Source organism: Chitinophaga sp. 01L420, from assembly GCF_056399985.1.
In genome coordinates this window covers 82,282-95,637 of the sequence record NZ_JBFTSK010000001.1, presented here as the reverse complement: position 1 = coordinate 95,637, position 13,356 = coordinate 82,282, and the positions used below count along the sequence as shown (strand labels likewise).

Below are 13,356 nucleotides of genomic sequence, written 5' to 3'. Positions count from 1 at the left end.
GCTTACAAGTTGGCAAGATATTAAATTCCCAGCTCCTTTTTGAGGAATCGGGCGGTATGGCTCTCTTTGCAGGTACTTACCTGTTCCGGTGTACCGGTACATAAAATGGTACCGCCACCTCCGCCACCTTCCGGCCCCAGGTCTACCACATAGTCTGCCATTTTAATTACATCCAGGTTGTGTTCTATGACCAGTACGGTATTACCGCGATCTACCAGTTTATACAGCACTTTCAGGAGTAGTTGTATATCCTGGAAATGCAGACCTGTAGTAGGTTCATCGAGGATGTAAATGGTTTTGCCGGTATCTTTCTTGGAAAGTTCTGTTGCCAGTTTTACCCTTTGGGCTTCGCCTCCGGAGAGGGTTACCGCCGATTGACCGAGTGTGATATAGCCAAGTCCTACGTCCTGCAGGGTTTTTATTTTACGGTAGATCCATGGTACTGGCTGGAAAAACTCCACGGCTTCATCCACGGTCATATCCAGCACATCAGAAATGGACTTGCCTTTGTAGCGTATTTCCAGTGTTTCGCGGTTATACCGGCGACCGTTACATTTTTCGCAGTGCACATATACATCCGGGAGGAAGTTCATTTCTATTACGCGCATACCACCGCCTTCACAAACATCACAGCGACCGGTTTTTACGTTGAACGAAAAGCGGCCGGCATTATATCCCCTGATTTTGGCTTCCGGTACGGAGGCAAACAGGGTTCTGATATCAGTGAAAAAGCCACAGTAGGTGGCCGGGTTGCTGCGTGGTGTACGACCAATGGGCGACTGATCTATTTCTATTACTTTATCTATAAACTCCAATCCTTTGATGCTCTTATAAGGCATCGGCACCATCTTGGAGTCGTAGGCATGTTTGGAAAGAATGGGATACAGGGTTTCGTTGATCAGGGTAGATTTACCGCTGCCGGAAACGCCGGTTACACAAATGAAAGTGCCTAGTGGCAGTTTCAGGTTTACATTCTTCAGGTTATTGCCGGTAGCACCTTTCAGTTCCAGGGAGTTGCCATTGCCTTTACGGCGCTGGGCGGGTATTTCCGAGGCTGTTTTGCCATTCAGGTATCCGGCGGTAGGTGTATTGAGTTTAAGTATGGCTGCGGGCGTACCTTGTGCAATGATTTGTCCGCCGTGGATACCAGCGCCGGGGCCAATATCTACCAGGTGATCGGCATGTAGCATGATATCTTTATCATGCTCCACTACAATCACGGTGTTACCCATTTCTTTCAGGTTGCGGAGGGCATCTATCAGCTGCATATTATCGCGCTGATGCAGTCCTATACTGGGTTCATCCAGTATGTAGGTGATCCCCATCAGTTGAGATCCGATCTGTGTGGCGAGTCGTATGCGTTGGGATTCGCCACCACTCAAACTACGGGTAGGCCGGTTCAGTGTAAGATAATTAAGCCCTACGTTGAGCAGGAATCCCAGTCGTTCGCGGATTTCTTTCAGGATATCTTTGGCGATGGCATTCTGTTTTTTCTCGAGGCGGTCTTCGATATTACCAAACCAGGCCAGGAGCTTATCGAGGTCCATGTTACCAAGTTCGGAGATATTTTTTTCATCGATCTTAAAGAACAGGCTTTCCTTTTTGAGGCGGGCACCGTTACATTCCGGACAGGTGCTCAGTTGCATAAAGCCTTCCGCCCAGCTGCGTACGTGATCGGAAGAGGTATCGTTAAAATAACGGCGTACCATATTCACTACTCCTTCGTATTCAGTAGCATATTCAGTATTGCCGCTGCCTTCATCGTAGGCCATGTCTACTTCCAGCTTACCGTTTTCATCGCCAAACAACAATACGTTGAGGGCCTTCTGCGGGATAGCGGAAATAGGAGCGGTTAAGGAGAACTTATATTTTTTTGCGAGTTGCTGTACCTGTTTAAAGGTAAAGGTGTCGCGGGCCTCCCCCAGTGGTTTGAGGCCACCGTCTGTAATGGATATGCTGTAATCAGGAATGATTTCGTCCATATTGATCTGGTAAATGGTACCAAGACCTTTACAGCGCGGGCAGGCACCATAGGGTGAGTTAAAGGAGAAGGTGTTGGGGCTGGGCTCTTCGTAGGAAAGGCCGGTGTCTTCACACATCAGTTGTTTACTGTACTGGCTTACCTTATTGGTATCGTGGTCCATGATAAACAGGAGTCCTTTACCCATGGTGAGTGCTTTTTGTACACTCTGACTAATGCGGGTGCGGGCATCTTCCTGCACTTGTATACGGTCTATTACCAGTTCAATGTCGTGGATTTTGTAACGATCCACCTGCATTCTTTCCTTCAGATCCTGTATTTCTCCGTCTATGCGCACTTTGAGGTAGCCTTGTTTGCGTACCTGTTCAAACAGTTCCCGGTAATGGCCTTTACGTCCGCGCACGAGTGGGGCGAGGACGGCCAGTTTTTTATTTTTATAGTTTTTGAAAAGATGCGCCAGTATTTCTTCTTCGGAGAAGCGCGTCATGGGTTTATTGGTATTATAGGAGTAGGCTGTGCCGGCGCGTGCATATAACAGGCGAAGGAAGTCATAGATCTCCGTAATGGTACCAACCGTAGATCGCGGGTTTTTATTGGTAGTTTTCTGTTCTATAGAAATAACGGGTGAAAGACCGGTGATTTTATCCACATCGGGCCTTTCCATATCGCCAATAAACTGACGGGCATAAGCAGAAAAGCTTTCCATGTAACGGCGTTGTCCTTCTGCATAAATGGTATCAAATGCCAGGGATGATTTCCCACTGCCGCTGATGCCGGTGATGACTACCAGTTTATTTTTGGGCAACTCCAGGTCCAGGTTTTTCAGGTTATGCTCCCGTGCGCCAAAGATGGCTATTTGTTCATCTGCCGGGGCTTGCGCAACGGAAGTAGCGGGTACATTCTCTTTTTTCTTTGCCATAATATTAAACTACTAAGCTACGCCATAATTGCGAATTTTGTCTTTCTCCGGATGAAAGGGATAGCCCTTATTCCGCTTTTTTAGCTAAAAAAATTAGCGAAGATCAAAGCAGGTTAAGTGCTTCAATCTTCGCTCCTCTTTTTTTTAAATCTTAAAAAATAATCAGGTAATCCTTTTCATCCGGGGAAAGACAAAGTCCCCGGTATTACCATTTATTATTAAGCTTTATATTTTTTGAATACTACGATCGCATTATGTCCACCAAAACCGAAAGTGTTGCTCATGGCAACATTTACCACACGTTTCTGTGCTGTACCGAGGGTCAGGTTCAGATTGGTAGGGATACCTTCGCCCAGTATGGAGGTGTTGATGGTAGGAGGAATGATATCTTCCTGGGTGGCTTTGATGCAGGCAATGGCTTCAATAGCGCCGGCAGCTCCAAGCAGGTGACCTGTCATGGATTTGGTAGCACTGATATTGAGTTTTGGTGCATGGTCACCGAAAGCGGTTACGATTGCTTTCAGTTCACTGAGATCACCTACGGGAGTAGAAGTAGTGTGGGAGTTGATATAGTCTACATCTGTAGTCGCTATTTCAGCATCTTCCAGTGCCTGTTCCATACCTAAGCGCGCGCCCATTCCTTCCGGATGGGTAGCAGTGAGGTGGTAAGCATCGCAGGTCATAGCGCCGCCAATCATTTCGCCATAGATGGTAGCACCTCTGGCAATAGCGTGTTCATATTCTTCCAGGATGATGGCACCAGCACCTTCGCCCATTACGAAACCATCGCGTTCAATGTCAAACGGACGGGATGCGTGGGTGGGATCCTGGTTGCGGGTAGACAATGCTTTGAGGGCATTGAAGCCAGCAATACCTGCACGGGTAACCGGAGCTTCAGAACCACCTGCTACAATAGCATTGGCTTTACCGAGACGAATGTAATTGAAAGCATCTACCAGTGCACTTGTAGAAGAGGCACAGGCGGAAACAGTACAGAAGTTAACACCCATGAAACCGTATTTCATGGCTATCTGACCAGCTGCAATGTCACATATTAATTTAGGTATAAAGAAAGGGTTGAACTTAGGTACAAAGTTAGCCTGAGTAAATTCAACGATCTGTTCTTCGAACGTGAGCATGCCTCCATTACCGGAAGCCCAGATCACACCTATTTTAGTTTTGTCAATTTCTGCATTGTCAAGACCAGCATCCTGTACCGCTTCCTGCGCAGCCGCCATAGCGTACTGAGTGAAACAATCCATTTTGCGGGCTTCCTTCTTTTCCATATATTTTTCCACCTCAAATCCTTTCACTTCACAGGCGAATTTTGTCTTAAACTCTGTGGTGTCAAATTTAGTGATGGGGCCGGCGCCACTAACGCCTGCCTTCATATTGTTCCAAAAAGTATTTACATCATTCCCGATAGGTGTTAATGCTCCCAAGCCGGTAACCACAACCCTTTTCAGTGTAACAGTACGCATATTTTTTACTTTAATAAAAAAAGTTAGAGCGCAAATTTAGTTACTTATTGTTATGATTAAGCATATTCATTAAGATAATATAATATAACTTTTATGATCTTGCGTTGAAATGAAGTGTGGGTAAGGGTTTGTGCGTTTGGATAGACCGGATCTGACAGTTCTCTTACTAATTTGGAGACATTTATTTAATTAAAATGTCTTTCTGCAAGAGAATTGTAAGGTGGAAATTACGAATGACGGATTTGTGGATAGATAAGGCAAATGTTGATCATCTGCTATCATCTATCCACAAATCCGTCATTCGTAATTTTAATTCGTAATTCTTTATTAAGCGGCTGCTACGACCACCGGTTCCGGCAGCGTGGTAATTTTGCGGGTACGTTGTTTTAAGAAGGAGATAATTTCCGCATCCGTCTGGAAGCGTCCTCCGATGTTCACAAAGTGTTTTGCCAGCAGATCATAGCGTTTGCCCATCAGGTAAGCCCATACATGGAGAAAGTGAATGCTGTCGAATACGATGGCATCGTTGGTGATATATTCATCCAGTGTTTTGGTGAAATATACAGGATGTTCTGTCCAGTGCATGCTGGGTTTTACGTGATGACTGATATGATAGCCATCGTTCCAGCACTTGTGGTTATATTTTGTATTGATACAGGTAATACTGTTTTTATAGGAGTTTTCCGGATCTTCTGCATCAACAAAAGCGTGCTGGGCCCAGTTGCCCACCATCATGATAACACGGGAAATAAGGAAGGGTAATATAAATACCACAAAAGTGGCAGGGAAATTAATAAAGGATAATCCTACGCAGGCGGCAATAAAAAGCACTTCTCCCCTTACCAGTTTCACCATCAGCTTTGTTCTTTTTCTCTGCAGGTGATAACGGGCGGTATCATACACGCCCTGTGTTACAAAGTTAAACAGGTATAAAAGGAAACTACGGAGCGAGTCGCGTTGATACATCATGGTACAGCTGTCATCGTCCGGCATATTATTTTCCGGATGGTGCATGCCGATATGATGGGAATAGTAGCCTTCGGGTGTTTGTCCGAACAGGGGGCCAATAAACCAGGGCAGGTAATTATTCCAGAACTGGTATTTTTTTATAAAGAATACCCGGTGGCTGGTGCAATGCAGCATGAGCCCAAAGGGACCTTTGAAAGTAAGGTTGTTGAGAAACTGATAGGCTATGGCAGCAGTCCACCATATCCAGTTATTCATACCTGGTATATACATGATGATAGCCAGTGGCCAGAGCGTCAGGGTGATTTTAAAGGTCAGGTATACGAAAGGAAGATCGCGTTCATCTCTGATCCAGCTTTTAAAAAGACGATCAAGTGAAGTTTCATGGTTAGGCTTTACGTAAACTGGATCTGTTAGTTGTGAAAGAGACTTCATACGCACTTATTGTGTTTACTACAGTTGTAATAATGTTGGCAAAAAAGGAGCCGGTGAATTACTATAACGTGCCCCAGGGAGATATATTATTCCATGCGGGTTAACCGAAAGATAACCATTTTTTTCTTCCCTGGTAGTAATTACGGGTATTTTTGTAATTTCCGTTTCAGTGTGTATCTATCAGATGGAGGAATACCTCGAATATTATAACTGTCGGGTGATGAGAGATGTTCCTGTAATATCCATTTCATATATATACCAAAACCAATCACTATACATGAAGAGATTAACCCTTAAAGATGTTGCAAAAATGGCCGGAGTGGCGCCTTCCACTGTTTCGTTCGTACTGAACGGAAAGGGGAAACAAATGCGTATCCGCGATGAGGTGGCCACCAGGATTATGCAGGTGGCGGAGAAGTCGGGTTATGAACCCCACCGTATGGCGGTGAATCTTCGCACCGGGCAATCCAAAACGCTGGGACTGATTGTAGAAAGCATCTCCGGAAGCTTTTTTGCCAGTTTGGCTAAAACCATTGAAACCGAAGCAGAGCGGAGGGGCTATAATGTAGTATACTGTAGTACCGAAAATAACGCCCAGAAAGGCGGAGAGCTGATCCGCATGCTGGGTCGGCAAATGGTAGACGGTTACCTGATCACCCCTGCTCCCGGTATGGAAAAGGAAATACAGCACCTGGTACAGCAGCATAAGCCGGTAGTGCTAATGGATAGCTACTTCCCGTCTATCAAAACGCCGTATGTACTGATAAATAATTTTGACGGGGTACAACAGGGCATGAAACACCTGATCAGCAAAGGATTTACCAAAATAGCCTTTGTAATGGTAGATGTAAAGCTGATACAGATAGAAGAACGTTTACGCGGCTATGTGACCGCGCTCAAAGAACATAAGATACCCGTCAGGAAAAAATACATCCTGCAACTGCAGTATCACAAGCAGCGGGAAGATTCGCTGAAGGAGCTGCAGGACTTTATGGAAGCCAATCCTGAGCTGGATGCTATCTTTTTCTCTACCAACTATCTGGGTATCCTGGGGCTGGAGGTCATTGCCCGCATGGGATTGAAGATGCCGGATGATATTTCCGTGCTCTGTTTTGATGATCATGACATCTTCCGTTTGTATCCACCGGGAATTTCCGTGATCGAACAGCCCATTGAGGGAATTGCCAAAACAGCCATAGACCTGCTGATGCACCAGTTGGACAAAAACAGCGGTCCGTTGAAGAAAACCGCCATAGAATTGCCGGGGAAATTCATTTTGAGGGGCTCGGCCTGATGGCGCCGGGCAGGTATCCATGTAGCTGCCAGGGTACCTGCCCTTCCCAGTCTTGTCTTGAGAAAAAAGCGTTAAATACTTGCAAATGCTGGAAAAATATTTATACTTTTAGTACCGGCTTTCGAGTGACGAGGAAAAAGGATTCGTGGAATCTTTTTTTTCTATACCTATGCTAAATCGATTTTGTTAAAATTTCACGTTAACTTACGCAAGCTTTGCTTGTTAATTAGCGAAAGGATCATTTTTGTTGTTTATAATATCTAATCATGAAAAAAGTTGGACTGTTAGCAGCCGCTTTATTATGTCTGCACGGTGCGTATAGCCAAACAGTAAATAAAGTAGCTGAACCGGCGGAATGGGTAAACACCCTGATGGGCTCCGATTCCAAGGTGAGCTTATCAAATGGTAATACTTATCCTGCTATTGCCCTGCCCTGGGGAATGAATTTCTGGATGCCGCAAACCAATACCATGGGGAATGGCTGGGCTTATCAATATACCGCTGATAAGATCAGGGGATTCAAACAAACACACCAACCCTCTCCGTGGATAAATGATTATGGACAGTTTGCCATTATGCCGGTGACGGGAGCCATTAAGTTTGACCAGCATGCACGTGCCAGCTGGTTTTCCCATAAATCGGAAGTGGCCAGACCTTATTATTACAGCGTATACCTCGCTGATCCGGATGTAACTACAGAAATCACCCCTACAGAAAGAGCTGCCCAGCTGCGTTTTACGTATCCGGCTACCGACAGCGCGTTTATCATTGTAGATGCATTTGATCACGGGTCTTATATTAAGATATTACCGGAACAACGGAAGATCATTGGCTATACCACTAAAAACAGTGGAGGCGTTCCTTCCAATTTTAAGAACTATTTCATCATCACTTTTGATAAGCCGTTTACCGCCACTAACACCTGGCACGACTCCGTACTGGTGAAAGGTCAGTTGGAATTACAGGCAGATCATACCGGTGCTGTGGTAGGTTTCAAAACAAAGAAGGGAGAAAAGATAGGGATCAAAACTGCTTCTTCCTTTATCAGCTTTGAACAGGCAGAATTAAACCTGCAGCGCGAAATTGGCGGCGATAGCTTCGATGCCACCTGCAAAAAAGCAAAAGATATCTGGAACAAGGAACTCGGCAGACTGTCTGTAGAAGGCGGATCCAGCGAACAGGTAAGTACCTTCTACTCCTCCCTGTATCGTACCATGCTGTTCCCACGCAAGTTTTATGAAATCAATGCGAAGAACGAAATCGTACACTATAGCCCGTTCAACGGCCAGGTATTACCCGGCTACATGTTTACTGACAACGGATTCTGGGATACTTTCCGCGCAGTACATCCTTTCTTCACCCTGATGTACCCTACGCTGAGTTCACATATCATGGAAGGATTATCCAACGCTTACAATGAAAGCGGATGGTTACCTGAGTGGGCCAGCCCCGGTCACCGCGACTGTATGGTGGGGTCCAATTCTGCTTCCCTTATCGCTGATGCCTATCTGAAAGGGATTCGTGGGTATGATATCAATAACCTGTACAAAGCGATATTGAAAAATACAGAAAACGAAGGTCCGCTCAGCTCTGTAGGCAGACTGGGTGTGAAATACTATAACTCCCTGGGGTATGTGCCTTACGATGTAAACGTAAATGAAAATGCGGCACGTACACTAGAATACGCATATGACGACTTCACCATTTTCCAACTGGCAAAAGCACTGAACCGTCCTAAAAGCGAAATAGACCTCTTTGAGAAACGCTCCCAGAACTACCGTAATCTCTTTGATCCGGAAACAAAACTGATGCGCGGCAAAAACAAGGATGGTAAATTCCAGGTACCCTTTAATCCATTCAAATGGGGCGATGCTTTCACTGAAGGAAACAGCTGGCACTATACCTGGTCCGTATTCCATGATGTGCAGGGCCTTGCTAAACTGATGGGTGGACAACAAATGTTTTCTCAAATGCTGGATTCTGTTTTCAACATGCCACCTGTATTTGATGAAAGCTACTATGGAACCGTTATCCACGAAATACGCGAAATGCAGATCATGAACATGGGCCAGTATGCACATGGCAACCAGCCCATTCAACACATGATTTATTTATATAACTATGCAGGTCAGCCATGGAAAACACAATACTGGGTGCGCCAGGTAATGAGCCGTTTGTACAAAGCCACTCCGGATGGATATTGTGGCGATGAAGATAACGGTCAAACCAGTGCCTGGTACGTATTTTCAGCGATGGGATTCTATCCTGTGTGCCCGGGTACACAACAGTATGTACTGGGTACGCCCCTGTTTTCCAAACTGACAATGACATTGGAAGACGGTAAGAAAATGGTGATCAACGCACCAGGCAACAGTGATACGAACCTGTACGTTCAAAGTGCGTCTTTAAACGGACAGCCTTATTCCAAAAACTGGATCAGTCACCAGGACCTGCAAAAAGGCGGCACCCTGGAATTCAGAATGGGTGCCACTCCTGAGAAATCAAGAGGTACCAGTCCTGCTGCTTTTCCATACTCTTACTCGCCAACAGCGAATAAGTAGACCTGTAAACGATTTTTCATTGTTCACTGAAATATTTCGTCCCGACTCTTCGGGATGTACTTCTTTTAGCTTTTGGGGTTAGCTGTTGGCTTTTAGGAAATGCAGCGGATGGCTAACACCTACAGCTAAACACTAAAATCGACCGGCATGAGAAAATTTCTATTACCCATTATCCTCTTTTCTTCTCTGTCAGTAATGGCACAGGAGAACGTTATCCAATATGTGAAGCCGATTACCGGCACACAAAGAATGGGACACACCTATCCCGGGGCTACGGTGCCTTTCGGGATGGTGCAACTCAGCCCAGAAACAGATACCATCCCCTACGAAATGAATGGGAAGTATAACCCCGACGTATATAAGTATTGTGCGGGTTATCAGTATGAAGATAAAACCATTGTAGGTTTCAGTCATACGCATTTCAGTGGTACCGGCCACTCTGACCTGGGTGACTTTTTAATTATGCCCACTGTTGGTAAACTACAGCTGAACCCCGGGACAGCAGATCACCCGGAAAGTGGCTATCGTTCTTCCTTTTCCCATAGTACAGAGGTAGCAGAACCCGCTTACTATAAAGTAAAGCTGGAAGATGATAACATCCTGGCGGAACTCACTGCCAGTAATCGTGTTGGATTTCACCAGTATACTTTCCCCGGTACAGATCAGGCACATATCATCCTGGATATGATGTCCGGCATTTACAACTATGACAATAAGAACGTGTGGACCTTTATAAGGGTGGAGAATGATACCCTTATTACCGGTTTCCGCCAAACTAACGGTTGGGCACGTACGAGAATAGAATATTTTGCCATGACCTTCTCCAAACCGTTTGTAGCGTACGGACAGCAAAATAATGCCAAAGACGTGTACAAAGGCTTCTGGAGAAAGTTTGACCAGACAAAGAACTTCCCTGAAATGGCCGGCAGACAGATCCGCGCCTATTTCGATTTTAAAACAGCACCCGGCGAGAAGATCAAAATAAAAATGGCATTGTCGCCTGTCAGCACCGAAGGCGCCCTGAAAAATCTGCGTGCAGAAATTCCGGGTTGGGACTTTGAACAGGTGAAGCGCGATGGACAGGCACTGTGGACAAAAGAGCTGAATAAAATACATATTGAGTCCGGCAGCAGAGAAGAAAAGGAAAACTTCTATACAGCGATGTATCATGCGTTCATTAATCCTACTACCTATATGGATGTGGATGGGCAATACCGAGGACTGGATATGAACATTCATACCGCTAACGGTTATACGAACTATACTACTTTTTCTTTGTGGGATACCTATCGTGCACTGCACCCGCTGTTTAACATGATTCAGCCGCAGCGCAATGCCGATATGATCCAGTCTATGCTGAACCACTATGAACAAAGTGCCCAGCATATGCTGCCTGTTTGGGCGCATTATGCCAATGAAAACTGGTGCATGATCGGCTATCACAGTGTATCCGTTATTGCTGATGCCGTCATGAAAGGCAATGCGTCTTTCGATGTAAACAAGGCACTGGATGCCTGCGTTACCACTGCCCGTCACCGTACTTATGACGGCCTGGAGTATTATATAGACCGGGGTTATATACCAGAGGATAAAAACGGATCTTCTGTTTCCAAAGTACTGGAGTATGCGTATGACGACTGGTGTATTGCACAGGTAGCGAAGAAATTAGGCAGAACAGATATTTATGAAGAATTCATTAAGCGCTCTGTGAATTATAAGAACGTATATGATAGCAATACCGGATTTATGCGGCCCAAACTGAATGATGGTACCTTCAAAGCCAGCTTCGATGCGCTGCAAACGCACGACCAGGGCTTTATTGAAGGCAATGCCTGGAACTACAGTTTGTATGTACCACATGATCCCAATGAAATGATTGCCATGATGGGAGGAAAGAAGCAGTTTACTGCTCACCTGGATTCCCTGTTCACCATGGAGCTGCCTGATAAATATTTTGCAGAAACGGAAGATATTACCCGCGATGGTATCATTGGAAATTACGTACATGGTAACGAGCCTTCACACCACGTGGCCTACCTGTATAACTGGACCGGCTATCCGTGGAAAACGCAGGAACGTGTACGTATGATCCTGAAAAAAATGTACCATCCCGGACCTGATGGCCTAGGTGGTAATGATGACTGCGGACAAATGAGTGCCTGGTACATTTTCACTACACTGGGCTTCTACCCTGTGTGCCCGGGTTCTGATCAGTATTCACTGGGAAGTCCGGCGATAGACAAGGCTACTTTGCAACTGGAAAATGGTAAATCATTTGTGGTAGATGTGAAAAATCAAAGTGATAAAAACGTGTATGTGCAGAAGGTGTTACTGAACGGTGCACCGTTGAATCGTTTGTATATTACACATGCAGATATCATGAATGGTGGGACCATTACGTTTTATATGGGTGCCAAGCCAAAGAAATAAAGATCATTTAATGATGAACAGGCTGCCGCTGTATTCCAGGGGCAGCCTGTTTTTTTGTGGGTAAAGGAGCTGTTTAACAGCTAGTGTAAGCGGGTGTTATTATTTGAAATGAGATATGCTATATCTTGCGGCTATTATCTAATAGCAAATAATATGAAACAACCCTTCGATATTATAAAAACGAATTTAGACAATCTCACTTCCCTGTGGAAAACAGCAGGTATCCCTTTTAATGCTTATGTAGAAACACCTGCATTTAATTATTGCAGGATCGAAGATTCTGACTGGCCCAACCGGTTGTGGTTTAAAGAAGATGTAACGCCGGAGGTGTTGGATGCTGCGCTGGAAATACTTCCTGCCGGGAAAATGACTATTCCATACTGGGATATCTATAACAGTAACGCCGATGAGTATATTGCTGCCAAGGGTGGGGTGAAAGCATTTGAGCAGGCAGGTATGTCTTTAAAACTGGACCGGCCGTTTGCGGGGGCACGTAATCTGTCTTATGTGCAGGTGACTAACGATACGCAGGCGGAGATATGGGCGATGTTATATCCGCAGTCTTTCGGATACAGGATCAGCGCAGCCATATTAAAGAAGCTGTACAATGATGTCAGGTTTTACCTGGCTTATTACCAGGATCAGCCTATAGGTACCGCGATATTGCATTGTACAAATGGCATTGCAGGTATTCACGGTGTAGGGGTAATACCTGATATGCGAAAGAAAGGTTTTGCCAATGAGATCATGGAGTTTGTCTTAAACCAATCTATTGATTTAAGTGCGACTTACGCCACTTTGCAGGCGTCTAAGATGGGTGTAGGTATTTACCTGAAAATGGGTTTTGAAGATCAGTTCCTGATTAAAAATTACACCTTGCTTTCGTGAGTATATGGTCAGCTGTGTTGGCAAACATAGCTGACCTAAACAACTCCGCAATAAATTGGCAATATGAACGGATTTTAACCCACCGGAAAGCAGGCGCTATTACGTCACCTCCCATTTTTTCACCCCGGATTTACTGTGTTTAATGAGGGCCTGTTATCTTTAATATTAGTGTCTGTTGGACATTTAATTCCTGTTTGGATATATGGGATAAGGCTTCTGTAAATACCTGTATTGACGAAATTATCTTCCTGTTTACTTTTTTACCCGAAGTTAATATCTGCACAAAATTGGTTAATTCTGGTGTGACCACATCGGTGAATGTGACCTAATTTTACTTTTATATCAAATGTAATTTATACGTCTTATTTCAGTTGAAAGGAGGATGCATATTGGTATGCAGA

7 protein-coding genes are annotated in these 13,356 nt (G+C 44.9%); 4 read left to right on the top strand and 3 right to left on the bottom strand.

Translation table 11 applies throughout. The features are described 5' to 3' along the window. Nucleotides 1-20 precede the first annotated feature (20 nt). The 3 genes from uvrA to AC1DP6_RS00400 all read right to left on the bottom strand — a co-directional run bounded on the left by uvrA (nt 21) and on the right by AC1DP6_RS00400 (nt 5,782). Nucleotides 21-2,900 (bottom strand): excinuclease ABC subunit UvrA, encoded by a 2,880-nt coding sequence (gene uvrA / locus AC1DP6_RS00410; RefSeq protein ID WP_477053108.1) that lies wholly within the window; start codon nt 2,898-2,900, stop codon nt 21-23. A 218-nt stretch (nt 2,901-3,118) separates the two neighbouring features. Then, entirely contained in the window at nt 3,119-4,381 is a 1,263-nt protein-coding gene (gene fabF, locus AC1DP6_RS00405) for a beta-ketoacyl-ACP synthase II (RefSeq protein WP_441573279.1), read from the bottom strand. A gap of 327 nt (nt 4,382-4,708) precedes the next feature. Continuing rightward, entirely contained in the window at nt 4,709-5,782 is a 1,074-nt protein-coding gene (locus tag AC1DP6_RS00400) for a fatty acid desaturase family protein (RefSeq protein WP_477053107.1), read from the bottom strand. Nucleotides 5,783-6,059: 277 nt separating this feature from the next. Here AC1DP6_RS00400 and AC1DP6_RS00395 point away from each other — a divergent pair, with 277 nt between their 5' ends. The 4 genes from AC1DP6_RS00395 to AC1DP6_RS00380 all read left to right on the top strand — a co-directional run bounded on the left by AC1DP6_RS00395 (nt 6,060) and on the right by AC1DP6_RS00380 (nt 12,955). Then, nucleotides 6,060-7,076: a LacI family DNA-binding transcriptional regulator gene (locus AC1DP6_RS00395; RefSeq protein ID WP_477053106.1), complete on the top strand. Its 1,017-nt coding sequence runs from the start codon at nt 6,060-6,062 to the stop codon at nt 7,074-7,076. 266 nt (nt 7,077-7,342) lie between these two features. Continuing rightward, nucleotides 7,343-9,637: a GH92 family glycosyl hydrolase gene (locus AC1DP6_RS00390; RefSeq protein ID WP_477023322.1), complete on the top strand. Its 2,295-nt coding sequence runs from the start codon at nt 7,343-7,345 to the stop codon at nt 9,635-9,637. 147 nt (nt 9,638-9,784) lie between these two features. Further along, nucleotides 9,785-12,067: a GH92 family glycosyl hydrolase gene (locus AC1DP6_RS00385; RefSeq protein WP_477053105.1), complete on the top strand. Its 2,283-nt coding sequence runs from the start codon at nt 9,785-9,787 to the stop codon at nt 12,065-12,067. A gap of 153 nt (nt 12,068-12,220) precedes the next feature. After that, nucleotides 12,221-12,955 carry a GNAT family N-acetyltransferase gene (locus AC1DP6_RS00380; protein ID WP_477053104.1) on the top strand — a complete coding sequence of 245 codons (735 nt, stop codon included), beginning with the start codon at nt 12,221-12,223 and terminating at the stop codon, nt 12,953-12,955. Nucleotides 12,956-13,356 lie beyond the last annotated feature (401 nt).